Origin of the sequence: Pseudomonas syringae (assembly GCF_021606685.1) — a bacterium.
In the GTDB taxonomy this organism is placed as follows: Bacteria; Pseudomonadota; Gammaproteobacteria; order Pseudomonadales; family Pseudomonadaceae; genus Aquipseudomonas; species Aquipseudomonas syringae_R.
This window is the reverse complement of record NZ_WKCB01000009.1, coordinates 1-25,530: the sequence shown is the minus strand read 5'-3', so window position 1 is coordinate 25,530 and position 25,530 is coordinate 1. Positions and strand designations below refer to the sequence as shown.

The 25,530-nt window shown below is 61.0% G+C and carries 24 protein-coding genes; 13 read left to right on the top strand and 11 right to left on the bottom strand.

All coding sequences use genetic code 11. The features are described 5' to 3' along the window. Window positions 1-270: 270 nt before the first annotated feature. The 3 genes from GIW02_RS05770 (at window position 271) to tal (ending at window position 3,387) form a co-directional block, all read left to right on the top strand. Window positions 271-1,107, top strand: coding sequence for a lipopolysaccharide kinase InaA family protein (locus GIW02_RS05770; RefSeq protein ID WP_236415976.1), 837 nt, complete (start codon window positions 271-273; stop codon window positions 1,105-1,107). 100 nt (window positions 1,108-1,207) lie between these two features. Continuing rightward, on the top strand, window positions 1,208-2,203 hold the full coding sequence (gene dusA, locus GIW02_RS05765; RefSeq protein ID WP_236414501.1) for a tRNA dihydrouridine(20/20a) synthase DusA: 996 nt from the start codon (window positions 1,208-1,210) through the stop codon (window positions 2,201-2,203). A gap of 257 nt (window positions 2,204-2,460) precedes the next feature. Beyond that, entirely contained in the window at window positions 2,461-3,387 is a 927-nt protein-coding gene (gene tal, locus GIW02_RS05760; RefSeq protein WP_236414504.1) for a transaldolase, read from the top strand. Between the two features lie 197 nt (window positions 3,388-3,584). On the opposite strand, the gene rssC is transcribed toward tal, so the two are convergent. Both rssC and rssB read right to left on the bottom strand, forming a co-directional pair. Continuing rightward, a complete protein-coding gene (gene rssC, locus GIW02_RS05755; protein ID WP_003172602.1) occupies window positions 3,585-4,067 on the bottom strand; it encodes an anti-sigma factor antagonist RssC in 483 nt (160 codons plus the stop codon). Continuing rightward, window positions 4,067-5,248: a two-component system response regulator RssB gene (gene rssB / locus GIW02_RS05750; protein ID WP_236414506.1), complete on the bottom strand. Its 1,182-nt coding sequence runs from the start codon at window positions 5,246-5,248 to the stop codon at window positions 4,067-4,069. Before rssB ends, rssC begins: the two co-directional genes overlap by 1 nt. 276 nt (window positions 5,249-5,524) lie before the next feature. On the opposite strand from rssB, the gene GIW02_RS05745 reads away from it, so the two are divergent. Then, entirely contained in the window at window positions 5,525-5,821 is a 297-nt protein-coding gene (locus GIW02_RS05745; protein WP_236414508.1) for a PilZ domain-containing protein, read from the top strand. Window positions 5,822-5,882: 61 nt separating this feature from the next. Here GIW02_RS05745 and GIW02_RS05740 read toward each other — a convergent pair whose 3' ends face one another. Next, window positions 5,883-6,572, bottom strand: coding sequence for an MlaA family lipoprotein (locus GIW02_RS05740; protein WP_236414510.1), 690 nt, complete (start codon window positions 6,570-6,572; stop codon window positions 5,883-5,885). Window positions 6,573-6,778: 206 nt separating this feature from the next. Here GIW02_RS05740 and GIW02_RS05735 point away from each other — a divergent pair, with 206 nt between their 5' ends. After that, window positions 6,779-7,387, top strand: coding sequence for an HAD family phosphatase (locus tag GIW02_RS05735; protein WP_236414512.1), 609 nt, complete (start codon window positions 6,779-6,781; stop codon window positions 7,385-7,387). A gap of 110 nt (window positions 7,388-7,497) precedes the next feature. Beyond that, window positions 7,498-7,764: a DUF4404 family protein gene (locus GIW02_RS05730; RefSeq protein ID WP_236414514.1), complete on the top strand. Its 267-nt coding sequence runs from the start codon at window positions 7,498-7,500 to the stop codon at window positions 7,762-7,764. A 123-nt stretch (window positions 7,765-7,887) separates the two neighbouring features. On the opposite strand, the gene queF is transcribed toward GIW02_RS05730, so the two are convergent. Both queF and copI read right to left on the bottom strand, forming a co-directional pair. After that, the gene (queF, locus tag GIW02_RS05725; protein WP_236414516.1) at window positions 7,888-8,718 is read right to left on the bottom strand and encodes an NADPH-dependent 7-cyano-7-deazaguanine reductase QueF; all 831 of its coding nucleotides are present in this window, start codon (window positions 8,716-8,718) and stop codon (window positions 7,888-7,890) included. 66 nt (window positions 8,719-8,784) lie between these two features. Further along, window positions 8,785-9,306, bottom strand: a complete 522-nt coding sequence (gene copI, locus GIW02_RS05720) for a copper-resistant cuproprotein CopI (protein WP_236414518.1) — start codon at window positions 9,304-9,306, stop codon at window positions 8,785-8,787. 157 nt (window positions 9,307-9,463) lie between these two features. Between copI and GIW02_RS05715 the strand changes: the two genes are divergently transcribed. Beyond that, window positions 9,464-10,144, top strand: a complete 681-nt coding sequence (locus tag GIW02_RS05715) for a heavy metal response regulator transcription factor (RefSeq protein WP_236414520.1) — start codon at window positions 9,464-9,466, stop codon at window positions 10,142-10,144. Next, entirely contained in the window at window positions 10,141-11,487 is a 1,347-nt protein-coding gene (locus GIW02_RS05710) for a heavy metal sensor histidine kinase (protein WP_236414522.1), read from the top strand. Before GIW02_RS05715 ends, GIW02_RS05710 begins: the two co-directional genes overlap by 4 nt. 115 nt (window positions 11,488-11,602) lie before the next feature. Here GIW02_RS05710 and GIW02_RS05705 read toward each other — a convergent pair whose 3' ends face one another. From GIW02_RS05705 to GIW02_RS05695, 3 genes are read right to left on the bottom strand one after another with little or no spacing between them, the layout of a single operon-like run. Beyond that, a complete protein-coding gene (locus GIW02_RS05705; protein WP_236414524.1) occupies window positions 11,603-12,847 on the bottom strand; it encodes a lipoprotein-releasing ABC transporter permease subunit in 1,245 nt (414 codons plus the stop codon). A 60-nt stretch (window positions 12,848-12,907) separates the two neighbouring features. Beyond that, complete coding sequence (gene lolD / locus GIW02_RS05700) at window positions 12,908-13,591, bottom strand: lipoprotein-releasing ABC transporter ATP-binding protein LolD (protein ID WP_017477213.1); 684 nt, start codon at window positions 13,589-13,591, stop codon at window positions 12,908-12,910. A 7-nt stretch (window positions 13,592-13,598) separates the two neighbouring features. Then, complete coding sequence (locus GIW02_RS05695) at window positions 13,599-14,849, bottom strand: lipoprotein-releasing ABC transporter permease subunit (protein ID WP_236414526.1); 1,251 nt, start codon at window positions 14,847-14,849, stop codon at window positions 13,599-13,601. A gap of 94 nt (window positions 14,850-14,943) precedes the next feature. On the opposite strand from GIW02_RS05695, the gene GIW02_RS05690 reads away from it, so the two are divergent. Further along, complete coding sequence (locus GIW02_RS05690; RefSeq protein WP_236414528.1) at window positions 14,944-15,522, top strand: PilZ domain-containing protein; 579 nt, start codon at window positions 14,944-14,946, stop codon at window positions 15,520-15,522. Between the two features lie 44 nt (window positions 15,523-15,566). Beyond that, window positions 15,567-16,289: a glycerophosphodiester phosphodiesterase family protein gene (locus GIW02_RS05685; protein WP_236414529.1), complete on the top strand. Its 723-nt coding sequence runs from the start codon at window positions 15,567-15,569 to the stop codon at window positions 16,287-16,289. A 42-nt stretch (window positions 16,290-16,331) separates the two neighbouring features. On the opposite strand, the gene sthA is transcribed toward GIW02_RS05685, so the two are convergent. Further along, on the bottom strand, window positions 16,332-17,726 hold the full coding sequence (gene sthA, locus GIW02_RS05680; RefSeq protein ID WP_016975273.1) for a Si-specific NAD(P)(+) transhydrogenase: 1,395 nt from the start codon (window positions 17,724-17,726) through the stop codon (window positions 16,332-16,334). 188 nt (window positions 17,727-17,914) lie between these two features. Then, window positions 17,915-18,922 (bottom strand): FAD:protein FMN transferase, encoded by a 1,008-nt coding sequence (locus tag GIW02_RS05675; protein WP_236414531.1) that lies wholly within the window; start codon window positions 18,920-18,922, stop codon window positions 17,915-17,917. 64 nt (window positions 18,923-18,986) lie between these two features. Between GIW02_RS05675 and GIW02_RS05670 the strand changes: the two genes are divergently transcribed. Next, entirely contained in the window at window positions 18,987-19,520 is a 534-nt protein-coding gene (locus GIW02_RS05670) for a chalcone isomerase family protein (RefSeq protein ID WP_236414542.1), read from the top strand. A gap of 194 nt (window positions 19,521-19,714) precedes the next feature. On the opposite strand, the gene GIW02_RS05665 is transcribed toward GIW02_RS05670, so the two are convergent. Beyond that, a complete protein-coding gene (locus GIW02_RS05665; protein WP_236414544.1) occupies window positions 19,715-21,178 on the bottom strand; it encodes a glyceraldehyde-3-phosphate dehydrogenase in 1,464 nt (487 codons plus the stop codon). A gap of 340 nt (window positions 21,179-21,518) precedes the next feature. On the opposite strand from GIW02_RS05665, the gene mfd reads away from it, so the two are divergent. Together mfd and GIW02_RS05655 are read left to right on the top strand one after the other, a co-directional pair. Further along, on the top strand, window positions 21,519-24,968 hold the full coding sequence (mfd, locus tag GIW02_RS05660; RefSeq protein WP_236414546.1) for a transcription-repair coupling factor: 3,450 nt from the start codon (window positions 21,519-21,521) through the stop codon (window positions 24,966-24,968). Between the two features lie 11 nt (window positions 24,969-24,979). Next, a partial coding sequence (locus GIW02_RS05655; protein WP_236421791.1) for a CsiV family protein occupies window positions 24,980-25,530 on the top strand: 551 nt, incomplete at its 3' end.

Genomic DNA, 25,530 nt, shown 5'->3' with positions numbered 1-25,530 from the left:
ACTTAGTCAGATAGCAAAATAATAGCCCTAAGCCATTATTGCACTGCGCTTTTATTTTTTCACGGTAATTTTTTGCCTCCCACGGCGTGCATGCTGCTGGCCATTCAAAAATCCCACCCATAGCCAACAGCGCATTGTCAATCCCGAACCGTCTGAAAAGCACAAAAAAACCTGAAATTCATTACCTTGTCAGCTTAGGTTCAGGTTGGATCCAATGGCAGCGCCATGTAACATGTCCGTAATACTTTTCCGACAGTACAAGGATGTGTCTTGAATTTTCCTGACAGCAGTGTGCTCCTGAGCTTTCCGATGACACTCAACCATCGCAACGCCACGGTTTTCACCGCACACGGCACCGCCGACAATACTCAACAGGCGATTCAGGACCTGATCGACACCCGTCATCAGATAAAGCGCCGCATGAGCGCGCCCCTGAAAGGGATGGAGAGCGACCTGTTCGCCAAATCCCAGCCCCTGCGCCTCAAGCCAAAACTGCGCGTGACGTTCGGGCGCGCCAAGCGTGACGGTACGTTCGACTGGCCGGTGGAAGAAGTCATCAACACCCACGGTGCCCAGAAACGCGGCGCACCGGTCGCCGGTTTGTATGGGTTCGGTTACAGAAAGTCGGCCCTGGGCCTGATCCAGGAGTTCTTCATCTTCACCGAGATGCTTGATGGCTACGTCAGCGGCCTCGACTGGCTTCGCCAGGAACGCGACGTCAACAGCCTGATCACTGTGTCGTTCAAACTGCTGCGCTCCCTGCACAGCAAGGGCGTCGTACACATGGATTTCTGGGCCAACAACGTAATGATCGACCCGCAGCGGCCCACGCACGCCAAGGCCATTGACCTGGAAAACTGCTTCCTCTCCTCGTCGAATTACCTGACCGAGGTCCTGGCATTTCAGTTCGGCTTCTACTATCGACGCGAGGTGTTCCGCTTCGTGATCGAGAAAGAGTACGACCGAATGGTCATGGAGGAGCTGGCCAAATACCCCGGCATCGACCGCGAGCGTTTCGACGAGATGTATACCGCCAGCAAGCATGAAAACATCAGCCGCCGTGCACGCCGCGAAATTTTCCATAAAGGCACCGTCGTTACCGGGTGATTGCGCTCGCAGACGCGGGATGTGGACAAGCAGCGCACCGATCCTGTGCCCTGATTCCTGTTAAACTCCCGGCCTCTGCCCTACCCACTCAGACTGTCCAATGTCCCTGATCAGCGCGTCACCGCAACCCCTCTCCCGCCGCTTTTCCGTCGCCCCGATGATGGATTGGACCGACCGCCACTGCCGGTTCTTCCTGCGCCTGCTCTCCAAGCATGCGCTGCTCTACACCGAGATGGTCACCACCGGCGCGATCCTGCATGGCGACCACGAGCGGTTCCTGCGCCATAACGAAGCCGAGCACCCGCTTGCACTTCAGCTGGGCGGCAGTGTTCCGGCGGATTTGGCCGCCTGCGCGCGCATGGCCGAGGCGGCGGGGTATGACGAGGTGAACCTGAACGTCGGCTGCCCCAGCGACCGGGTGCAGAACAATATGATCGGCGCGATTCTGATGGCGCACCCGGCGTTGGTAGCCGATTGCGTGAAGGCGATGCGCGATGCCGTGTCGATTCCGGTGACGGTTAAACACCGCATCGGGATCAACGGGCGCGACAGCTATGCCGAACTGTGTGATTTTGTCGGGCAGGTAAAGGACGCAGGCTGCACCAGTTTTACCGTGCATGCGCGCATTGCGATTCTGGAGGGCTTGTCGCCCAAGGAGAATCGGGACATTCCGCCTCTGCGGTATGACGTGGCGGCTCAGTTGAAGCAGGATTTTGCCGACCTGGAGATCATTCTCAACGGCGGCATCAAGACGCTGGAACAGTGCCACGCGCATTTGCAGACGTTTGACGGGGTGATGCTCGGCCGCGAGGCGTATCACAACCCGTATGTGCTGGCGCAGGTGGATCAGCAGTTGTTTGGCAGTACGCAACCTATCATCAGCCGGGCCGAGGCGCTGGCGCAGCTGCGGCCTTATATTGCTGAACATTTAGCAGCGGGTGGGACGATGCACCACATCACGCGGCATGTGCTGGGGCTGGGCACTGGATTTCCGGGGGCCAGGAAGTTTCGGCAGTTGCTGTCGGTGGATATTCACAAGGCGAGTGATCCGCTGGCCTTGCTCGATCAGGCGGGCGCTCTGCTGGACGGGCGCTGATTCAGCGGTTTGAGTGCCAGGTGGCTGGTTTGGCGCCGTCATCGCAGGCAAGCCAGCCCCCACAGGTTGATCGAGGCGGTTCGAGCAGTTTGGTTGAACCTGCCGGCCGTTTTGCCCTCCTATTTACCAGCAAGATCAGTCATTCAAACGGCTGTTTTCAGGTTATTGCCCCTCGCAAACGATCGATCGCATTTGCGCCCTTGAGCGCCTGCCGACGCTCGGGTAATGTCATCAGACCCATAGGACAGAGCACGCCCATGACTTCCAAGCTGGAACAACTCAAGCAGTTCACCACCGTAGTAGCCGACACTGGCGATTTTTCAACCCTCGCCAAGCTCAAACCCCAAGACGCCACCACCAACCCCTCCCTGCTGCTCAAGGCCGCGTCCATTCCCGCGTATGCCAAGCTGCTGGACGCGTGCGTGCAGGACTGCAACGGTGATGTCGGCCTGGCCAGCGACCGCTTTGCGGTGGCGGTGGGTCAAGAGATCCTGAAAGTGGTTCCGGGGCGTATCTCCACCGAAGTGGATGCCCGCCTGTCGTTCGACACTGACGCGATTCTCAAGCGTGCGCACCGCCTGATCGACCTGTACGAAAAGGCCGGCGTTGGCCGTGACCGCGTGCTGATCAAGATCGCCGCCACCTGGGAAGGTATCCGTGCTGCAGAGAAGCTGGAAAAAGAAGGCATCCAGACCAACCTGACCCTGCTGTTCTCCTTCGCCCAGGCCGTGGCCTGTGCGGAAGCTGGCGTGTTCTTGATCTCGCCGTTCGTGGGCCGCATCTACGACTGGTACAAGAAGGCCAACGGCAACGACTACAGCGGCGCCGACGATCCGGGCGTGCAGTCGGTGACGCGTATCTACAACTACTACAAGGCCAATGACTACAAGACCGTGGTGATGGGCGCGAGCTTCCGCAACCTCAGCCAGATCGAAGAGTTGGCCGGGTGTGATCGCCTGACCATCAGCCCTGACCTGCTGGAGAAGCTGGCCGCCGATGAAGGCAAACTGGAGCGCAAGCTGTCACCAGGCCACGCCGGTGAAGCACGGGTGCATTTGACGGAGGCGCAGTTCCGCTGGGAATCCAACGAGGACGCGATGGCGACCGAGAAGCTGGCGGAGGGGATTCGTCAGTTTGCTCGTGACCAGGAGAAGCTGGAAGCGCTGCTGACTGCCAAGCTGTAAGACAGGCGACGGCAAAAAGGGCGGTACCCTCGCGGGTACCGCCCTTTTTTGTGTGTCGCTGACCCCAAGTCACTCTCGGTACAAATGTGAGAGGGGGCTTGCCCCCGATGACGGTGTGTCAGTGATGGCTGTATTGCCTGACACGCTGCAATCGGGAGCAAGCCCCCTCCCACATTGGAGTGTGTTTCAACTGGGGCTTAGTGGCGTTCCAGCGCGTTCACGAGGTCATGGAACGCTTCACGATTGGACTCGTTCAACCCCATCAGGATCTTGTGCGCTTCCAGCACCTTGACCCGTACCACTTCCTCGGACTGGTCCTGGGAGGGCAAGTCGGTCAGGCATTCCGGGCAGGGAATCGGGCGATCAACGATGTTGAACACCTGGTCGAAGCCCATGGACTGCAACAGGCGGGTGATGTCTTCGTGGGTGGTGACGACAGTCGGCAACAGGCCGACCTTCTGCCGAGACAGAATGGACAACTTGGCCAGCAGACCAAGGGTGGTGCTATCGATGCTGCGGGTTTCGGTCAGATCGATCACGATCGCCGAGAAATTCAAGGCTGTGAAAATCCGCTCAATCGTCGCATCCAGCGCCGAACACAAGGTCAGGCGCACTTCACCGACAAACTTGAGGACGAAGGTCCCGTCTTGCTCGGCGAATTGGATTCTTCCGGTACTCATCAAAGATTCCTGCTCAACACCAATAGGGCGATATCATCCGGCATCTCCCCTAGCGTGGCCAATCCAAAAACCTGCCGCAGGCCATCCAGGCTGCCGCCCGCCGACTTGACCTTTTGGGGCAAGGCGGCTTCTTTCTCTTTGAGTGTAGGCTCTGGAAGAAGGTCCAGGATACCGTCGGACATCAGCGTCAGGCTGAAGGTCGGCGGCAGCTCCAGAATGTGGTCTTCGTAGGTCGCCTCATTGAACAAGCCGACCGGCAGACCACGCCCTTCCAGGTAGCGCACACTGTCTGGAGTGTACAAAACCGGCATCGGCAGGTGACCGCCAATGCTGTAGGTCAAAAGACCGGTTTCTTCATCGATCACGCCGCCCACCATCGTCACGTGCTTGCCCAGCTTGCAGCTGATCAGGCCCCGGTTGATGTGGCCCAGCACCTCGGAGGGGGTGAACTCCGGCAAGGTGCCATTGCGCTTGGATTCGAACAACAGCCGTGTGGTCATGAACTTCAACAACACGGTTACAAATGCAGAGGAAGCCCCGTGGCCGGATACATCGGCCAGGTAGAACGCGACACGCCGCTCATCAACGCGGAAGTAGTCGACGAAATCACCCGACAGGTACAACGACGGGATGATCTGGTGCGCAAACTGGAACTCGTCGATGGTCCAGGGGCTGACCGGCAGCATGTTCATCTGCACCTGGCGACCGGCGTTCTGGTCCTCCTGGAGCAGGTTGAGGCTGGCTTCGAGTTCGCGGTTGGCGGTTTCGAGCTTTTCGCGGTAGCGCTGGTTTTCGACCAGCAGACGCGCACGATCCAGGGCACGGCGCACCGAATGCTCCAGCACCGCCAGGTCTTCCAGGGGTTTGATCAGGTAATCGGCGGCACCCAGGCGCAGGGCCTCGACGGCGTCATTCATCACCCCGGCGCCGGACACGACAATCACCGGCGTCTGCGGCGCACGCTCGGTCACCTGGCGAATCAGCTCCAGGCCACCCATCTGGGGCATGCGCAGGTCGCAGATCACGAGGTCGGGCTGGTCGCGCTCGAACACCTGGAGACCCTGTTGGCCATTGCTGGCCTGCAGGACGCTGAAGCCACTGTCTTCCAAATAGGCCGCGAGGCTCGCGCGCACTACTTCGTCGTCATCGATTATCAGCAGCGTGGCACTGGTTTTTTGCATGTGGGCAAACGGCGCCAGAATTAGGTTGGCGTAGGTGGCTCGGCAATGGCCGGGCTCACGTACTGGATTCGCTTTCTAGCCTCTCTGTCCTACAAAGCAATGGGATTTTTCCCATGCACAACGGTAAAGCAGAGGTGCCCTTCTAAGGCGCAGACGGTACTCCCATCCGCCAGGGGTTTCAAGCTCATGCCGATGGTCGCCGGGCGTCTTTACATCGCAAATCACCGGGAGTTATAAGAACAGTCACGACCACAACACAAAGTAAGGATGGAACCTGTGAGTGAACACGAGCGCGACTACGCCGAAAAACGCGATTTCATCCGCATGCGGGTGGATGCCGATGTGTCCTTGATCCACGCCGGGCAGGAAATTGCCGGGGTGTGCGTGGACCTTTCCAGCTCCGGCATGCAGGTACAGGCGCCCCGCCAGTTCCAGGTGGGTGACCTACTGACCGTGCGCATCGATTCTGAACACGCCGCCCTCAAGGGGCTGGAGGCGGATACCGAGGTGATATGGACCAAGGCCAGCGGGGACGACCAGCACCTGGGCCTCAAGATCCTGAAAATGCGTTGAAAAGCGCGCATGAAAAAGGCGACCTCCAGGGCCGCCTTTTTTCATTTCAAAGTGTCACGACTTAAAAGTCGTCGACAACCTTGCCATCCTTGACCTTGAACTCGCGGTTCTGCAGGTAGGCATTACGAATAAACGTGTATTTGTCGCCGGTGATCAGCTTCTCGCTGTCGAGCAAGCTGGCGCGGGTATCGACGATGCCCAAGCCCATCACGCTGTTGCGCAGGGAAACGTCATCCATGTAACGGTAAGGCTGGGTGTAGCTGTCGACGTATTTGGACGGCGCGTCACGCAGCGTGCTTGGCCCCAGCAGCGGGATCATCACGTAGGGGCCACTGCCCACACCCCAATAGCCCAGGGTTTGGCCGAAGTCTTCGTCGTTGCGCTGCAGCCCCATTTTGGTGCCGACGTCGACAAGACCCAGCACGCCAAACGTGGTGTTGACCAACAAACGCGCGGTGTCGACGCCAGCGTTGTGAGGCTTGAGCTGCAACACGTTGTTGGCCAGGTTGCCGACATCGCCGATATTGCGGAAGAAATTGTGAATGCCGTCCTGCACAAATTGCGGGGTCACAAACTGATAGCCTTGGGCCAATGGCTTGAGGGCGTAGGTATCAACGGTGTCGTTGAAGGTGAAGATCGGGCGGTTGACGCTTTCCCATGGATCGTCTTCCGACGCAGCCTGGGCGGCGAACGGGGCCAGCATGACGGTGGCACACACCGACAGCTGAGCGAAGTACTGGCTCCAGCGCATAGCTTTTGCTCCTTGAATGGTCTGTCATGGGCGCTATGCCCTGAATAAGGTTGTCAGTATATGACGGAAGTGTTGAATTAAGCAGCACACTGGAAACGTCATACGTTAAATGTACAAAATTCCTACAAATACATCGCCCATCACAGGCTTGTAATCGGTTTGTCATCCCGACCCGATAGCGTCAAAGCTATTTCAGGGATGTCGACATGCCTCACGCCGAGATAGCCATCGCCAGCACGCCTGCCTTGACTGCTGTTCTGTTCGGCCTGAGTGGCTGCCTGGTGGACTTTGGTTCCCTGGCACGCACCGACTCACCCTTCCCCGACGCCCAGGCCACGCCCGGCGCCCTGAGCATCCTGCGCAGCCTCAAGGACCAAGGCATTCCCTGCGCCTGGCTGGATGAGCTGCCGCCCGCAGTCACCACGCCACTGACCGCCGTGCTACCCCACTGGCTCAAGGCAGCCTCGCCCTCCTCTATCCGCTGGCCGGCGCCCCACGCCTGCTGGCAGGCCTTGATGGAGCTGAACATCGAACGCCTCGAAGGGTGTGTGTTGGTCAGCGGCGAACCGCGCCTGCTGCAATCGGGGCTCAACGCGGGGCTGTGGACCATCGGCCTGGCCTCCTGCGGCTCGCTGTGCGGCATCGCACCTGAGCAATGGCAAGCGCTCAGCGAACAGGAGCGCGAATACAAACGCGGCAAGGCCACCGTGGCCCTGTACGGCTTGGGCGTGCACTCGGTGATCGACCACCTGGGCGAACTCGGCAGCTGCCTGGCCGACATCAGCCTGCGCCAGCTCAAAGGCGAGAAGCCCTGATCGAGATCATGCACAGTCGGCGTCGGTGGATTAATCTACAGGTCAGCCCGTAGACCTTTCTCGGCGTGCCGCGGTCTATGCCAGTGCCTATCGATAAAAGGAAGAACGTCATGCCTGCCCGCGAAAAACTGCAAGAACAGGTCAACATCCTGCGCGAGCAACTGGAACAGGACCCGCCGCTGCCGCTCGAAAAACGCGAAGCCCTGGAAGCCTTGCTTGCCAAGTTCGAACTTCAACTTCAATTGGAACCGGCCACCCAGCAGCCCAGCATCGCCGACGATGTAAACCGCGCGGTAGAAGGCTTCGAGCTGGACCACCCGGGCATTGCCGGGACGCTGCGCAATATTGTGATCACCCTGGGCAATATCGGGATCTGAACAACACCGATGCACACTGTGGGAGCGGGCTTGCTCGCGAATGCGGTGTATCAGTCAAGAAACTATCGACTGACACCCTGCATTCGCGAGCAAGCCCGCTCCCACATTGGTTTTGCGTAAGGGCTACTGACGCGCCAGACGCACGTTCTGGAACGCCACAGCCTCGGTGCTGCGATACGGGTTGATATCCAACCCGCCCCGCCGCACGTACCGCGCATACACCGTCAACTTTTCCGGCTTCAGCAGGCGCTGCAAGTCCAGGAAAATCCGCTCTACACACTGCTCGTGGAAGTCCGAGTGCTGGCGAAAGCTCACGATATATTCCAGCAGGCTGGCGTGATTGAGCGCCGAACCGCGGTACTCCACCACCACGCTGCCCCAATCCGGCTGGCTGGTGACCGGGCAGTTGGATTTGAGCAAATGGCTGTGCACGCTCTCCTCGACGATGCGCGAAGCATCGCAACGCAGCAATTCGGGGCGCGGATGCTCGTAGTTGCTGACGCTGATATCCAGATCGTCGATGCACGCGCCCGGCAACGCCATCACGCCTTCGGCTTCGATTTCAGACAGGCTGCGGATACGCACGCTGACCGGCTTGCCGGCAGCCGCGCTGAGGTCGGCGCGCAAGGTCGCTTCCAGGCTCGAGGTATCGGCGAACGCGGTTTGGTTCAGCGAGTTGAGGTACAGCTTGAACGACTTGGATTCGATGATGTTCGGTGAATCGGCGGGGATACTGAACTCACCAATGGCCACCACCGGCTTGCCCGACGGCAGCAGCCAGGACAGTTCGAAGCAGTTCCAGAAATCCACGCCCTTGTAAGGCAGGGTCTCGGCACTCAGGCCCAGCTCGGCCCACTTGGCGGCGCGCGGAATCGGAAACAGCAACGATGGCGTGTAGGTGGAGATGTATTCACTGGACTTGCCCAGCGGCGAATGTTCGGCTGCGGGATGCATGGCGGAAACCTGGCTAAATAAACCGCGCCAGTCTACCAGCCTTTGCACCCGCCCTTGATAATCGCCTCACTCAACGGTCAGCTTGCCAACCATACCCGCCTGGTAATGCCCGGGCAGGTTGCAAGCGAACTCCAGGCCCGTGGCCTGGGTGAAGGTCCAGGTCAGCTCGGCGGTCTTGCCCGGTTCCACCAGCACGCTATTGGGGTCGTCATGCTGCATGCCGCCCATATCGCCATGCCCCATCGCGCTGTGATCCATTTTGCCCATGCCGGTAGCGGTGAGCATGCCGCTGGCCTGCATCTGCAGCATTTCCTTCTGGTGTGCGGCGTGCATGGCTGCGTCGCCCAGGTTGAACTCATGCAGCAACTGACCTTTGTTGACCAGCACGAAACGCACCGTCTCACCGGCTTTTACCTCCAGGGACTTGGGCGAAAAGGCAATGTCCTGCAGCGTCACTTCCACGGTACGCGTGGCCGCGCTCGCCGATGCCGGGTGGCCGAATGCATAGGTGTGGGCTGCATCGGCCAGTGCATTGAAACTCAGCGCCATCAGGCAGCCGGCCAACAACCGGGGGGTACGCAATGCCATGTCTATTCTCCAAAAAGGTGTAACACGCTGGGTCAGCACTCTAAGATTGCGCCACTGCCAGCCAGCTGACGGTTAGATTACAACTTTGTCAGGTTGCGCCCTTGGCCTGGCAGCCACGGTATAAAGCCCCGTCGTCACCCGCTGCCAAGAGTTGCCCATGAAACTGCTGATCGTTGAAGACCAACCGAAAACCGGGCATTACCTGCGCCAGGGCCTGGCCGAGGCCGGGTTTACCACCGAATTGGTGGCCGACGGCACCAGCGGCCAACACCTGGCATTGACCGGCGACTACGACCTGCTGATCCTCGATGTGATGCTGCCCGGCCGCGACGGCTGGCAAATCCTGCAGGCGGTGCGCAGTGCGGGCCTGGAAACACCGGTGCTGTTCCTCACCGCCCGCGACGCCGTGGAAGACCGCGTGCACGGCCTTGAGCTGGGCGCCGATGACTACCTGGTCAAGCCCTTTGCCTTTTCTGAACTGCTGGCCCGCGTGCGCAGCCTGTTGCGCCGTGGCAACAGCACACCGCAGGAAACCGCGCTGCAACTGGCCGACCTGCGCCTGGACCTGATCCGCCGTCGCGTCGAACGGGACGGCCAGCGCATCGACCTGACCGCCAAGGAATTCTCCCTGCTCGAACTGCTGCTGCGCCGCCAGGGCGAAGTGCTGCCCAAATCGCTGATCGCCTCCCAGGTGTGGGACATGAATTTCGACAGCGACACCAACATCATCGAAGTGGCGATCCGCCGTCTGCGCCTGAAAATCGACGACAACTTCGCCAACAAGCTGATCCACACTGTGCGCGGCATGGGTTATGTGCTGGAGGAGCGCGTCAATTGATCAAGCGCCTGTCCTTGACCAGCCGCCTCGCGCTGCTGTTTGCCGCCTGCACGGCAGTGGTGTCGTTGCTTGCCGGTGTGCTGTTCAACCGCGCCAGCGAAGCGCACTTCATTGAGCTGGACCAGCAACAGCTCGACAGCCAGCTGCTGGCGCTGCGCAGCACCTTGCAGGGTGTCGACTCGCCGAGCGCATTCGCCCAACGCGAAGCGCAACTGCGCACCGAACTCAGGCGCCAGCCCGACCTGACCCTGCGTATCAGCGCAGCCGGGCAACGCTGGCTGGACGATGCGCCAGGCCTCACCTTGCCCGCCGCGCCCGGCCTGCACAGCCTGCAAAGCGGTGGCACCGACTACAGGGTCTACAACGCGCCATTGAGGGCCGGCCAAGCCGATTCGCCGCACCTGAGCCTGATGCTCGATATCACCCACCACCAGCATTTCCTGCAACGCATGCAGCGCCTGATCTGGCTCACCGTCGGCCTGTCCGCCCTGGCCACTGCCCTGCTCGGCGCATGGGCCGCCCGCAGCGGGTTGCGGCCCTTGCGACGCATGGGCGACGTGGCCGCCAGTGTGTCGGCCCACTCCTTGACCCAGCGCCTGCCCCAGCAACACATGCCGGTGGAGCTGGCCGAACTGGCCCAGGCCTTCAACGCCATGCTCGGGCGCCTGGACGACGCCTTCCAGCGCCTCTCGGCGTTTTCCGCCGACATCGCCCACGAACTGCGCACGCCCCTGTCGAACCTACTGACCCAGACCCAGGTCATCCTCACCCAGCCGCGCCCGCTGGAGGATTACCGCGAGGCGTTGCACAGCAACCTCGAAGAGCTGCAATGGATGGCGCAACTGGTCAACGACATGCTTTACCTGGCCAAGGCGGATCATGGGCTGCTGGTGCCCAAACGCGAACCCCTGGCACTGGCGGATGAAGTGGACGCGTTGCTGGAGTTCTTTGCATTGCTGGCCGAGGACGCTCACGTCAGCCTGGTGCGCGAAGGCACCGCGCAAACCCTGGGCGATCGCGCCATGTTGCGACGTGCGCTCTCGAACCTGCTCGACAACGCGCTGCGGTTTACCCCCGCGGGTGGCGAAATACGGGTACGCATGGTGGATGGGGTAACACTCACGGTTGAGAACACCGGCGACGGCATCCCCCCGGAGTTGCTACCTAAGTTGTTTGACCGCTTCTATCGGGCCGACCCGGCGCGCCATGAAGGCAGCAGCGAGCATGCGGGGCTGGGGTTGGCGATTACCCAGTCGATTGTGCGGGCGCATGGGGGGCGGATTTATTGTGAGTCTGGGATGGGGTGGACGCGGTTTGTGATTGAGTTGCCTGCCGTCGGTTGATGCAAGCTGTGCCGGCCCTATCGGGGGCAAGCCCCCTCCCACATTCGACCGCATTCCAAAGCATGTAAGCGGACAACTGTGGGAGGGGGCTTGCCCCCGATAACGGTCTAAAGCCTTACGAATATCTCAGCGCATGCGCCGGTTCAATCTTCGCCGCCCGATACGCTGGATACAGCGTCGCCAGAAAGCTCAACACAAACCCGGCCGTGCAAATCAGCAGCACATCACCACCTTGCAGCTCGGACGGCAGGTTGCTGACGAAGTACACATCCGAACTGAAGATATGCTGCCCGGTGACCCGCTCGACCCAGCCCACCAGTTCACTCACATTCAGCGCCGCAATCACCCCCAGCACGCCGCCGATCAGGGTACCGACAATGCCGATCACCGTGCCCTGCACCATGAAGATCGCCATGATCTGCCGTGGCGTGGCACCGATGGTGCGCAGGATGGCGATGTCCGCGCCCTTGTCGTTTACCACCATGATCAACGTGGCAATGATGTTGAACGCGGCCACGGCGACGATCATCAGCAACAGCAGGCCGATCATGGTCTTTTCCATCTTCATCGCGCTGAACAGGCTGCCCTGGGTGTGGGTCCAGTCGTCAGCCTTGTAGGCCGCACCGAGACTGCCGGCGATGTCCGTGGACACCTTGGGCGCTGCGTACAAGTCCTTTACCGCCAGGCGCACGCTTTGCACCTGGTTGGGCTGCCAATGCTGGATTTCCGCTGCGTCGGCCATGTGGATCAGGGCCATGGAGCCATCCAGCTCGGCGCCAACCTTGAAGATACCGACCACGTTCAAACGCTGCATGCGCGGGGTGATGCCACCCGGCGCGGTGCTGATTTCCGGGACGATCAGGGTCAGCTTGTCGCCCACATTCAGGCGAAAACGCCGGGCAGTGATTTCACCCACCACCACGCCGAACTCACCGGGTTTCAAGTCCTCCAGTTTGCCCCGCACGATGTGCTGGGCCACGATCGACACCTTGCCTTCCTGCGCCGGGTCGATGCCGCTGATCTCGATCGGCTGCATCGCGCCTTTGTAGGAGAACATGCCGTCCATCTGCGTGAAGGGTACGGCAGCGGTGACTTGCGGATTCTTCAGCGCAGCGGCGGCCACTGGCTGCCAATCATCAATCGGGTTAACGCCGACGATGGTGGCGTGCGGCACCATGCCGAGGATGCGTGAGCTCATTTCGCGCTGGAAGCCATTCATCACCGACAACACCACGATCATCGCCAGCACGCCCAGGGCGAGGCCGATCATCGAGGTCATCGAAATAAACGAAACAAAACGGTTGCGGCGCTTGGCGCGGGTATAGCGCGTGCCGATGAAAATCGATAACGGTCTGAACATTCGCGGGCACCGTTGAAAAAATGAAAAAAGCCCGACGCCAGGCGCCGGGCTTGAAACGGGTCAGATGGCGACCAGATGACCTTCCTGCAGGTGCAACACGCGGTCCATCTGGCGGGCCATGCTCATGTCATGGGTCACCACCAGGAACGCGGTGCGCATCTGGGTGCTCAGTTCCAGCATCAAGTCCTTGATGCCCTGGGCGGTGTGGGAGTCGAGGTTGCCGGTCGGCTCGTCGAGCATCACCAGCCCTGGGTTGTTCACCAGCGCACGGGCAATCGCCACACGCTGGCGCTCGCCGCCGGACAGCTCGGCCGGTTTGTGCTCCAGGCGATGGCCGAGGCCGACGCGCTCCAGCAGCGCCTTGGCACGTTGGCGCGCCTCCGGGATCGCGGTCTTGCCGATCAACAGCGGCATGCACACGTTTTCCAACGCGGTGAATTCCGGCAGCAGGTGGTGAAACTGGTACACAAAACCGAGCGAACGGTTGCGCAGTTGGCCACGGGCCTTTTCACCGAGCGCCGACAATTCTTCACCGGCCAGCCACACGCTGCCCTGGGACGGCGTGTCGAGGCCGCCCAACAGGTTCAGCAAGGTACTTTTGCCAGAGCCGGAACTGCCGACGATCGCCACGCGCTCGCCTGGATGAAGTTCCAGCTGCAGGTTGGACAACACCACCACCGATTCCGGGCCTTCCTCGTAGGATTTGCCCAGGTTGCGGCAGCTCAGGATTGCTTTTTCACTCATGCCCGATTCACTCATAACGTAAGGCCTGTGCTGGCTGGGTACGTGCCGCGCGCCAGGCTGGATACAGGGTGGCAAGGAAACTCAATACCAACGCAGCGCCGCCCACCATCAACACGTCCTGGGCCTGAACCTGGGACGGCAAGTAGTCGATGAAGTAGACGTCGGCGTTGAGAAACTTATGGCCGATCAGGGTTTCGAGGCCGGCGATGGCGGCGCTGACATTCAGTGCTGCCAGGATGCCCACCGCGGTACCGATCAAGGTGCCGACCACGCCAATCACAGTGCCCTGCACCATGAAGATCGCCATGATCTGCCCCGGCGTCGCGCCGAGGGTGCGCAGGATGGCGATATCGCCCTTCTTGTCGTTCACCACCATCACCAGCGTGGAGATGATATTGAACGCAGCCACGGCGACGATCAGCAGCAACAGCAGGCCGATCATGGCTTTTTCCATGCGGATGGCCTGGTACAGGTTGCCGTGGGTACGGGTCCAGTCGCGGGCGTAGTACTGGCTTTCACCCAAGTGCTGGGCGATTTCCCAGGCGCCGCGCGGTGCGTCGAACAGGTCGTTGAACTTGAGGCGCAGGCCCTGCACCTGGTCCGGCTTCCAGCGGTGCAGGCGCGCGAGGTCGGTGAGGTTGGTCAGGCCGAGGTAGCCGTCGATCTCGCCGGCGCCCACGTGGAAGGTGCCGACCACGGTAAAGCGCTTCATGCGCGGAAACATGCCGGCCGGGGTCACGGTGACTTCCGGCGCGACGAAGGTCAGCTTGTCGCCGATGCCCACGCCGAGCTTGGCCGCCGCCTTGTCGCCGATCACGATGCCGAAGCTGCCGGGCGCCAGGTCGTCGAGTTTGCCCTGCAGCATGAACTTGTCGATGATCGAGACGTTGCGTTCCTGGGCCGGGTCGATGGCATTGAGCAGGATCTTCTGCACCTTGCCGTCATTGGTCAGCAAGCCCTGCATCTGGGTAAACGGCGCAACGGCCAGCACCTTGGGGTTCTGCTTGACCTTGTCGGCCAGGCTTTGCCAATCGCTGATGGGCGCATCGCCCTCGATGGTCGCGTGGGGCACCATGCCCAGCACGCGGGTGCGCATCTCATGATCGAAGCCGTTCATCACCGACAGCACCACGATCATCACGACCACGCCCAAGGCGAGCCCGATCATCGAGGTCAAGGAAATGAACGACACAAAATGATTGCGACGCTTTGCACGGGTATAACGCGTGCCGATAAATACGAAGAGAGGTCTGAACATGTCGGGGCTTGTTCGGAGGAAAAGAAGACGTCCCGGTGGCGGGGTCTGGTAAGCAGCTTTACACTCAGACCATTACCGTTACCTGGGGTTCGCCATGTCGACATTAGATGAAGAAGAGCGCCGCGAATACTACCGTATCGACGACATGATCGCACTTCAAATCAAAAGCCTGTCTGCCCCCCAAGCGGCGAGCAAGGAAGTGTTGCTGGATGATTCGCCGCTGTTCAATCTGCTCAGTGAACTGCACCTGAGCGAGTTCGAAGCCCAGCACCTGTTGCGCCAGCTCAGTGAGAAGGATCGCACCCTCGCCGCCTTCCTGCGCGTGCAGAACAAACGCCTGGACCTGCTCAGCCAAATCATGGCGCGCGGCCTGCTGGATGAGGTCGGCGCCCCGCAGCCGGTGATCATTTCCGAAGGCGGCATCGACTTCCAGCACCCCACGCCCCTGCCGACCGGCGCCCACCTGGCCGTCAAGCTGGTGCTGATGCCCCAGGCGCTGGGCCTGCTGCTACGTGCGCGGGTGACCCATTGCGACCCCAAAGGCGAGGGTTTTGACGTAGGCACGGAATTCGAAGCCATGACCGACGCCCAGCGCCAATTGCTCGCGCGCTACATCTTCCAGAAACAAGCCCAGGAGCGCCGCCTGGCGCGAGAACAAAGCGACGACCTCTGAATACGTATTCACTACGCCAGCCAGCCTGGCGCAAAGGAGCAACTGTGACCCTGATTTATGGCCACCGCGGTGCCAAAGGCGAAGCACCGGAAAACACCCTGACCAGCTTTCAGGAGTGCCTCAAGCACGGCGTACGCCGCTGCGAACTGGACTTGCACCTGTCCATGGACGGCGAGTTGATGGTCATCCACGACCCGACACTCAAGCGCACCGCCGACCGGCGCGGCAAAGTCGTCGAGTACTCAGCGGCAGACCTGGTGAAGATGGACGCGCGCAAAGGCGGCCCGGGCTGGGTCAAGCCGTGCCCGATCCCGCGCCTGGAAGAGCTGTTCGAGCAGTGCGACTTCGATCACTGGCAACTGGAAGTCAAAAGCGCTTCGCGCACCCGCGCCGCGACCACCGTACTGGCGATCCGGGAAATGGCGGTGCGTTTCGGCATCATGGACAAGGTCACCGTGACCTCAAGCTCGCGGGAAGTGCTGAAAGCGGCGGTTGAACTCACCCCCGACCTGTCACGCGGCCTGGTCGCCGAATACGCCTGGCTCGACCCGCTGAAGGTCGCGCAGAACTATGGCTGTGAGTACTTGGCGTTGAACTGGACGTTGTGCACCCCTGAGCGTCTGGAAAAAGCCCAGCGCCAGGGCTTGCACGTGTCCGTGTGGACAGTCAACGAACCCGCGCTGATGCGCAGGCTCGCCGACTTCGGCGTAGATAGCCTGATTACAGACTTTCCCGGTTTGGCCACTGCCACCCTCGGGAATTACTGAAATCGGTCTCCCCGGCCGGCTCAGGCCACCGGCCGGAGCCGCTTAAAAAAGCCGGTTGAGGCCGTCGTAGGCCGCTACCCGATAGGCTTCGGCCATAGTCGGGTAGTTGAACGTGGTGTTTACAAAATACTTGAGGGTATTGAGTTCACCCGGCTGGTTCATGATCGCCTGGCCGATGTGCACGATCTCCGAGGCCTGGTAGCCGAAGCAATGCACGCCAAGGACTTCCAGGGTTTCACGGTGGAACAGAATCTTCAGCATGCCCTGCGGCTCACCGGCGATCTGTGCACGCGCCATGCTCTTGAAGAACGCCTTGCCCACTTCGTAAGGCACCTTGGCCTTGGTCAGTTCGTGCTCGTTCTTGCCGATCGAGCTGATCTCGGGAATCGTGTAGATCCCGGTCGGCACGTCGTTTACATAACGCCAGCTGCCATTGTCGACAATGCTGCCAGCGGCCGAACGGCCCTGGTCGTGCGCGGCACTCGCCAGGCTCGGCCAGCCGATCACGTCACCGGCACCGTAGATGTTGGCCACGCAGGTGCGGTAGTTCTCGTCTACCTCGATCTGGCCACGGCTGTTGACCTTGACCCCAATGTTTTCCATGCCCAGCTTGTCGGTGTTACCGGTACGCCCGTTACACCACAGCAAGGCGTCGGCCTTGATCTTCTTGCCGGACTTGAGGTGCAGGATCACCCCGTTGTCCAGGCCTTCGACGCGCTCGTACTCTTCGTTGTGGCGCACGGTGATGTTGTTGTTGCTGAAGTGGTAGCTCAACGCCTGGGAAATTTCCGAGTCGAGGAAGCTCAGCAGCTGGTCGCGGTTGTCCACCAGCTCCACCAGTACACCCAGGCCGCTGAAGATCGAGGCGTATTCACAGCCGATCACGCCGGCGCCGTAGATGATCAGTTTGCGCGGGGTGTGGCCCAGGCTCAGGATGGTGTCGCTATCGTAGATACGCGGGTGGTGGAAATCGATGTCCGCCGGGCGATACGGGCGCGAGCCGGTGGCGATGATGATGTGCTTGGCCACCAGTTTCTCGACCACACCGTTGGGGCAGACCACTTCAATGGTTTGCTCGTCGGCGAAGCTGCCGGTGCCGAAGAACAGGTCGACGCGGTTACGGGCGTAGTAGCCGGTGCGCGAGGCGACTTGTTTGGAAATGACTTTTTCTGCGCTTTTCAATACGTCCGGGAACGAGAACCAGCGCGGCTCACCAATGGCCCGGAACATCGGGTTGGTGTTGAACTGCATGATCTGGCGGACCGAGTGACGCAAGGCCTTGGACGGGATGGTACCCAGGTGGGTGCAGTTACCGCCGACCTGGCGACGGCTATCGACCATCGCCACCTTGCGCCCTGCCTTCGCGGCGTTCATCGCCGCACCTTCTCCAGCTGGGCCGGAACCCAGTACCACCACGTCGTAGTTGTAGACAGCCATGCGTACTCCTCAGAACAGGCCAGGCGTACGGTTGGACGCCGGGCTAAATCATGCCGCGGCCAGCGGTCATGAAGGACAATTTGGCTCAAGTGTGTGAACCGGGGCACAGTCTATATAAGGCTCAACGCCGCGCACATTAACCCTTGGTCGCGTCGTAGGCCAGTTTTGCCTTTACTACAGGGCGCTGATTACGGTTTTACCGCCGTCAGCTGGTCGAATGCCTTGTTACTGCGTGTGACGAAACCCTCCCCCTCACGCATCACAAAAAACGCGGCGATGTGCTGCTGTTCGGCGTAGGCCCAGCCTTGCTCAGGCCCGAGAATCAGCAATAACGTCGACAGGCCATCGGCCGCCAGCGCCGAAGGTTGAAGCACCGTCACCGATGCCAGTCGATGGGTGATCGGCGCACCGGTGCGCGCATCCAGCGTGTGGGAATAACGCCGACCATCCTGCTGGAAATAATTGCGATAGTCACCTGATGTGGACACACCCACGCCATCCACTGGGATGATTCTTTCGGCGACCTGTCGATCGTCGCGGGGCTCCTCCAGGGCGATGCGCCACGGCGAGCCGTCAGGTTTGCGGCCCACAGCCTTGAGTTCGCCGGTGGCTTCGACAAGGTAGCTGCGGATGCCTTGGCTACCGAGCAAAGCGGCGATGCGGTCCACCGCGTAGCCCGCAGCGATGCTGTTGAAGTCGACTGCGACAGCGGCGTCCTTGCACAACTGCTCGCCCTCGATGCGCAAATGCTGGTAGCCGACCCGCTGGCGCACCTGGGCCAGTGCGGCGGCATCCGGCACCTTCAGCTCACGTGCCTGAGGGCCAAAACCCCACAGGTTCAGCAGCGGCTCCACTGTCAGGTCAAACGCGCCACCGCTGGCCTGGGACAGTTGCTCGCCGGTGCGCACCAGTTGCAGGACCGGCTCGGGCATCGGCTGGCAGCTGTTCGCTGGCAGACGGTTGAAGCCCTCGATCACAGAGTCGCTGCGGTAGGTCGAAAATTGCTGGTCGACGTCGCCCAGAATACGTTCCACCTGGCGCTGAAGCGCTTTTGTACTCGGGCTGCTCGCCGTTCTGACGTACTGGATCGAGTAGGTACTGCCCATGGTCGGCCCGCCAAACTGCTCTAACCCGTCGCCGCACCCCGCCAGCAACGCAAACCCGCACCCCATCGCGATTTCACGCAGATTACGCATAACCCCTGCCGTTGCCGAAAATTGAATTAACCTGTAGGCACGCACCTTTTCAGGACGAGCCATTATGCGGCATGTGTTTATCGGTTTATTGCTGCTGTTGTCGATCAGCGCCCACGCCGATGAGGCGGATCGCGTCAAGCAAGCGGGTTTCCCGTCCACCGCTCAGGAACTGGCCCTTAAAAATCAGGCGGTGCTCACCTACCTCTGGGCCGATGTCTACGCCGCCGCGCTGTATGCCCCGGCGAACCTGAGCGCAAAGCAAGCCTGGGACCAGCAAAAGGCGCTACGCCTGACGCTGTATTACTTTCGCGACATTCACCGCAACGATGTGATCAAAGCCGCCACAGCCACACTGGAGCGTCAGCAAACCAGCGAACGCTTGAAACCGGAACTGCAAAATCTGCATGCCCGTTTTCGCAACATTCAGGCTGGAGATCGCTACGCCCTGGATTTTCATCCGGGGCGTGGGTTGAACCTGGAGATCAACGGCCAGGTGGTGTTCAGCAGTCGCGATGAAGAGCTGGCGCGGGCTTACCTGGGGATCTGGCTGGCGCCCAAGGGTTTATCCGAGGAGTTGCGCAGCAAATTGCTGAATTGAGAGATTTGCGCCGACTGAACTACCGCCTTCGCGAGCAAGCCCGCCCCCACATTTCGACCGCGTATATCCTGAAGAAACACGGTCCAAATGTGGGAGGGGGCTTGCCCCCGATGAGGCCCTTACAGCCAGCCAAAAAACCACGGGCACAAAAAAAGCCCCGAACCAGTCGGGGCTTTTTCATCGGCCGCTAATGCTTAGCGCGGAAACGCAGGCGGGTTGACCCCAGCCATGTCTTCCATCACGCGAACCACCTGGCAGCTGTAGCCGAACTCGTTGTCGTACCAAACGTACAGCACAACGCGGTTGTCCTGGCTAATGGTCGCTTCCGCGTCCACTACACCGGCGTGGCGCGAGCCAACGAAGTCGGTGGAGACCACTTCCTGCGAGTTGACGAAGTCGATTTGCTTATGCAGATCGGAGTGCAGCGCCATGTAGCGCAGGTACTCGTTCATCTCTTCACGGGTGGCGGCGTTCTCAAGGTTGAGGTTGAGAATGGCCATCGACACGTTCGGCGTCGGTACGCGGATCGCGTTACCGGTCAGCTTGCCGGCCAGTTCTGGCAGGGCCTTGGCGGCAGCGGTAGCAGCACCGGTCTCGGTGATCACCATGTTCAACGCGGCGCTACGGCCACGGCGATCGCCTTTGTGGAAGTTGTCGATCAGGTTCTGGTCGTTGGTGTACGAGTGAACGGTTTCAACGTGGCCGTTAACGATACCGAACTTGTCATTCACTGCCTTCAGCACCGGCACAATGGCGTTGGTGGTGCAGGAAGCGGCGGACACGATCTTGTCGTCAGCCGTGATTTCGCCATGGTTGATGCCATGCACGATGTTCTTCAGCTTGCCCTTGCCAGGCGCGGTGAGGACAACGCGGTCGATACCCGGGCAGGCCAGGTGCTGGCCCAGGCCCTCGGCGTCACGCCATACGCCGGTGTTGTCCACCAGCAGGGCGTCCTTGATGCCGTACTGGGTGTAGTCCACCTCAGTCGGGTTCTTCGCGTAGATCACCTGGATCAGGTTACCGTTGGCGGTGATGGTGTTGTTTTCTTCGTCGATGACGATGGTGCCGTTGAACGGACCGTGTACCGAGTCGCGACGCAGCAGGCTGGCGCGCTTGGTCAGGTCGTTCTCGGCGCCCTTGCGCACCACAATGGCACGCAGGCGCAGGCCGTCGCCGCCACCGGTTTTTTCGATCAGGATGCGCGCCAGCAGGCGGCCGATACGACCGAAGCCGTACAGCACCACGTCGGTGCCTTTGCGGGCAGCGGCGTTTTGCTGGCCAACCACTTCGGCCATTTCTTCACGCACGAACTGCTCGGCGCTGCGACCAGCGCCTTCCTTGCGGAATTTGTAGGCCAGCTTGCCCAGGTCAACCGAAGCCGCGCCGAGCTTGAGCTCGCTCATGGCTTTAAGCAGGGGGAATGTTTCGTGGACGGAGAGTTCGCTGTCGTCGGCAGAACGATGGCGAGCAAAGCGATGCGCCTTGAGAATCGCGATGACTGACTGGTTGATCAGGCTGCGGCCATAGATCGAGCTCACCACATTGTTATTGCGGTACAGCTGACCGATAAGCGGGATCATCGCTTCTGCGAGTGCTTCACGGTCGATCCATTCACCAAGACACTGGTCGGGCTTCTGAGTCACGGGAACCTTCCACATGTAGGGGCTGAAAAAAGGGGCTACATTATGCCGCCCGACTGCCCTCGGAGCAATGCGCGCTCCACAACAAAAAACCCTTGCCAAAAATCAACGCCCCTCTGCAGCCCAGTAAATACGCGGGTTCCAGAAGGCCACTAGTCAAGCGCCTACGCTGACTTGTCCGTAACCCTCCGAAACATACGCGCAAAATGGCACTACATATTGAGTCAAAACACGCCATTGTTTGTCTTAGCCACTACATTTCCTACAAACCGTAATAGGCACAGTCAGCAACTGACAGGCGGCACCTCGGACCGCTACAATTACCGACTTTGTCGCAACGCTTGGAGCTCAACCTTCCGTGCCCGTTCTGCGTCTACCGCTTCTCCCTGCCGCGGCAGGTAAACAGCACTGGGGCAACCTGCCCGGTGCAGCCCTGAGCCTGGCCATCGCCGAGGCTGCCAGCGCAGCCAAGCGCTTTACCCTGCTGCTCACCGCCGACAGCCAAAGTGCCGAACGGTTGGAGCAGGAGCTGAGCTTCTTCGCCCCCGATTTGCCCGTGCTGCACTTTCCCGACTGGGAAACCCTGCCCTACGACCTGTTCTCGCCGCACCAGGACATCATCTCGCAGCGCATCGCGAGCCTGTACCGCCTGCCGGAACTGGCCCACGGCGTGCTGGTGGTACCGATCACCACGGCCCTGCATCGCCTGGCACCGACCAAGTTCTTGCTGGGCAGCAGCCTGGTGCTGGACGTCGGCCAGAAGCTCGATGTGGAACAGATGCGCACGCGCCTGGAGGCCAGTGGCTACCGCTGCGTCGACACGGTGTACGAACACGGCGAGTTCGCGGTGCGCGGCGCACTGATCGACTTGTTCCCGATGGGCAGCAAATTGCCGTATCGCATCGACCTGTTCGATGACGAAATCGAGACGTTGCGCACCTTCGACCCGGACAACCAGCGCTCCATCGATAAAGTGGAGTCGATCAAGCTGTTGCCGGCGCGGGAATTCCCGCTGCAAAAAGACGCGGTCACGCGCTTCAAGGCGCGTTTCCGTGAACGCTTTGATGTGGACTTCCGCCGCTGCCCGATCTTTCAGGACCTGAGCAGCGGGATTACACCAGCGGGTATCGAGTACTACCTGCCGCTGTTTTTCGATGAAACCTCCACCCTGTTCGACTACCTGCCCCAAGACACCCAAGTGTTCTCGTTGCCGGGCATCGAGCAGGCCGCGGAGAACTTCTGGAACGACGTGCGCAACCGTTATGAAGAGCGCCGCGTTGACCCCTCGCGTCCTTTATTACCGCCTGCCGAGCTGTTCCTGCCGGTGGAAGACTGCTTTGCGCGCCTCAAAAGCTGGCCGCGCGTGGTCGCCAGCCAACAGGACGTGGACGCCGGCAGTGGCCGTGAACGTTTCCCGGCGGGGACCTTGCCGGACCTGTCGATCCAGGCCAAGGCCACACAACCGCTGGAAGCGCTGTCCAACTTCCTCGCAGAGTTCCCTGGCCGCGTGCTGTTTACCGCCGAATCCGCCGGCCGTCGCGAAGTGCTGCTGGAGTTGCTCGAGCGCCTCAAGTTGCGCCCGAAAACCGTCGACAGCTGGCCGGACTTCGTCAAGAGCAAAGAGCGCCTGGCGATCACCATCGCGCCGCTGGATGAAGGCTTGCTGCTGGACGACCCGGCCTTGGCGCTGATCGCCGAAAGCCCGCTGTTCGGCCAACGCGTGATGCAGCGCCGTCGCCGCGAAAAGCGTGCAGATGCCAACAACGACGCGGTGATCAAGAACCTCACTGAATTGCGCGAAGGCGCGCCGGTGGTGCATATCGACCACGGGGTGGGCCGCTACCTCGGCCTGCAGACCCTGGAGATCGACAACCAGGCCGCCGAATTCCTCACCATGGAATACGCCGAGGGCGCCAAGCTCTACGTGCCGGTCGCCAGCCTGCACCTGATCGCCCGCTACACCGGCAGCGACGACGCCCTGGCGCCGTTGCATCGCCTGGGCTCCGAGACCTGGCAGAAAGCCAAGCGCAAGGCCGCCGAACAAGTGCGCGACGTGGCCGCCGAACTGCTCGACATCTATGCCCGCCGCGCCGCCCGCGAAGGTTATGCCTTTGCCGACCCGAAAGCCGATTACGCCACGTTCAGCGCCGGCTTTGCGTTCGAAGAAACCCCGGACCAGCAAACCACCATCGAAGCCGTACGCGCCGACATGCTGGCGCCCAAGCCGATGGACCGCCTGGTGTGCGGCGACGTAGGTTTCGGCAAGACCGAAGTGGCCATGCGTGCAGCCTTCATTGCCGTGCACGGCGGGCGCCAGGTGGCAATCCTGGTGCCGACCACCCTGCTTGCCCAACAGCACTACAACAGCTTTCGCGACCGCTTCGCCGACTGGCCGGTGACCGTCGAGGTGATGAGCCGCTTCAAGTCCGCCAAGGAAGTGAATGCCGCCGTCGCCGACCTCGCCGAAGGCAAGATCGACATCGTAATTGGCACCCATAAGCTGCTGTCGGACGATGTGAAGATCAAGAACCTGGGCCTGGTCATCATCGACGAAGAACACCGCTTTGGTGTGCGTCAAAAAGAACAGCTCAAGGCCCTGCGCAGCGAAGTCGACATCCTCACCCTCACCGCCACGCCGATTCCGCGCACGCTGAACATGGCAGTGTCGGGCATGCGCGACTTGTCGATCATCGCCACGCCGCCGGCTCGGCGCTTGTCGGTGCGCACCTTCGTCATGGAACAGAACAAAAGCACGGTCAAGGAAGCGCTGCTGCGTGAACTGCTGCGTGGTGGCCAGGTGTACTACCTGCACAACGACGTGAAAACCATCGAGAAATGCGCCGCCGACCTCGCCGAACTGGTGCCGGAAGCGCGCATCGCCATCGGCCACGGGCAGATGCGCGAGCGCGAACTCGAACAGGTGATGAGCGACTTCTACCACAAGCGCTTCAACGTGCTGATCGCCTCGACCATCATCGAGACCGGCATCGACGTGCCGAGCGCCAACACCATCATCATCGAGCGCGCCGACAAGTTCGGCCTCGCACAGCTGCACCAGCTGCGCGGTCGGGTCGGGCGCAGCCATCACCAGGCCTACGCTTACTTGCTCACGCCGCCACGCCAGCAGATCACCTCCGACGCCGAAAAGCGCCTGGAAGCCATCGCCAATACCCAGGACCTCGGCGCCGGTTTTGTGCTGGCCACCAACGACCTGGAAATCCGTGGCGCCGGCGAACTGCTGGGCGACGGCCAGAGCGGGCAGATCCAGGCCGTGGGCTTCACCCTGTATATGGAGATGCTCGAGCGCGCGGTGAAAGCCATCCGCAAAGGCGAGCAACCGAACCTCGACCAACCGCTGGGCGGCGGCCCGGAAATTAACCTGCGGCTGCCGGCGTTGATTCCCGAAGACTACCTGCCGGACGTGCATGCGCGGTTGATCCTGTACAAGCGCATCGCCTCGGCCACCGACGAGGACGGCCTCAAGGACCTGCAAGTCGAGATGATCGACCGCTTCGGCCTGTTGCCGGAACCGACCAAGAACCTGGTGCGCCTGACGCTGCTCAAATTGCAGGCCGAGCAGTTGGGCATCAAGAAGGTCGACGCCGGGCCGCAGGGCGGGCGCATCGAATTCGAAGCGCAGACCCCGGTGGACCCGCTGGTGCTGATCAAGCTGATCCAGGGCCAGCCCAACCGCTACAAGTTCGAAGGGGCTACGCTGTTCAAGTTCATGGTGCCGATGGAACGGGCCGAAGAACGTTTCAATACCCTTGAAGCGCTGTTTGAGCGCCTCATCCCGAAAACTGCTTGAAGGACGCCCCAATGCGCCTGTTCCGCATTTTGAGCCTGACGTTGCTGGTAGTGGCACCTGCGGCGTTCGCCGACAGCCCGTACCAGGTGGAAATGATCCTGGTACGCCAGAACGCCGAGCCGGTGATCAACAGCCGCGCCGCGCCGGAAAACTGGGATGCTGGCGCCGTGCGCCTGGGCGATAAAATGAGCCCGCCGCGCCTGAGCACTATCGTCGACAAATTGCGTGGCGACAGCAGCTACACCGTGCTGGCGCACAAGGCCTGGGAGCAGAACCTCGGCGATCAGCCAGTGAAGGTGGCGATCACCGACGGGCAGGAACAGTTCGGTCAATTCCCCATCGAGGGCGTTTTGAGCCTGCAGCTGGGGCGTTTTACCGACATCGACGCGGACTTTTGGATCAACCAGTTCGACAGCAACGGCAGTGTGATCGCCAGCGAACACTTGAGCCAGACGGGCGTGCGCACCAAGAACAACCAGCTCAATTACCTGGACGGCGGCCATCTGGCACTGCTGATCAAGATCACGTCGCTGACCGCCAAGCCGCCCAGCGCCCCCCCGCC

Excerpts from the sequence above, each read along its gene's own strand:
- GIW02_RS05715 (WP_236414520.1), top strand. The coding sequence starts at position 9,464 with ATGAAACTGCTGATCGTTGAAGACCAACCGAAAACCGGGCATTACCTG.
- GIW02_RS05705 (WP_236414524.1), bottom strand. The coding sequence starts at position 12,847 with ATGTTCAGACCGTTATCGATTTTCATCGGCACGCGCTATACCCGCGCC.
- GIW02_RS05735 (WP_236414512.1), top strand. The coding sequence starts at position 6,779 with ATGCCTCACGCCGAGATAGCCATCGCCAGCACGCCTGCCTTGACTGCT.
- queF (WP_236414516.1), bottom strand. The coding sequence starts at position 8,718 with ATGCATCCCGCAGCCGAACATTCGCCGCTGGGCAAGTCCAGTGAATAC.
- GIW02_RS05675 (WP_236414531.1), bottom strand. The coding sequence starts at position 18,922 with ATGCGTAATCTGCGTGAAATCGCGATGGGGTGCGGGTTTGCGTTGCTG.
- rssB (WP_236414506.1), bottom strand. The coding sequence starts at position 5,248 with ATGCAAAAAACCAGTGCCACGCTGCTGATAATCGATGACGACGAAGTA.
- GIW02_RS05695 (WP_236414526.1), bottom strand. The coding sequence starts at position 14,849 with ATGTTCAGACCTCTCTTCGTATTTATCGGCACGCGTTATACCCGTGCA.
- rssC (WP_003172602.1), bottom strand. The coding sequence starts at position 4,067 with ATGAGTACCGGAAGAATCCAATTCGCCGAGCAAGACGGGACCTTCGTC.
- lolD (WP_017477213.1), bottom strand. The coding sequence starts at position 13,591 with ATGAGTGAAAAAGCAATCCTGAGCTGCCGCAACCTGGGCAAATCCTAC.
- dusA (WP_236414501.1), top strand. The coding sequence starts at position 1,208 with ATGTCCCTGATCAGCGCGTCACCGCAACCCCTCTCCCGCCGCTTTTCC.
- GIW02_RS05665 (WP_236414544.1), bottom strand. The coding sequence starts at position 21,178 with ATGTGGAAGGTTCCCGTGACTCAGAAGCCCGACCAGTGTCTTGGTGAA.
- sthA (WP_016975273.1), bottom strand. The coding sequence starts at position 17,726 with ATGGCTGTCTACAACTACGACGTGGTGGTACTGGGTTCCGGCCCAGCT.
- tal (WP_236414504.1), top strand. The coding sequence starts at position 2,461 with ATGACTTCCAAGCTGGAACAACTCAAGCAGTTCACCACCGTAGTAGCC.
- GIW02_RS05730 (WP_236414514.1), top strand. The coding sequence starts at position 7,498 with ATGCCTGCCCGCGAAAAACTGCAAGAACAGGTCAACATCCTGCGCGAG.
- GIW02_RS05740 (WP_236414510.1), bottom strand. The coding sequence starts at position 6,572 with ATGCGCTGGAGCCAGTACTTCGCTCAGCTGTCGGTGTGTGCCACCGTC.
- GIW02_RS05690 (WP_236414528.1), top strand. The coding sequence starts at position 14,944 with ATGTCGACATTAGATGAAGAAGAGCGCCGCGAATACTACCGTATCGAC.
- GIW02_RS05670 (WP_236414542.1), top strand. The coding sequence starts at position 18,987 with ATGCGGCATGTGTTTATCGGTTTATTGCTGCTGTTGTCGATCAGCGCC.
- copI (WP_236414518.1), bottom strand. The coding sequence starts at position 9,306 with ATGGCATTGCGTACCCCCCGGTTGTTGGCCGGCTGCCTGATGGCGCTG.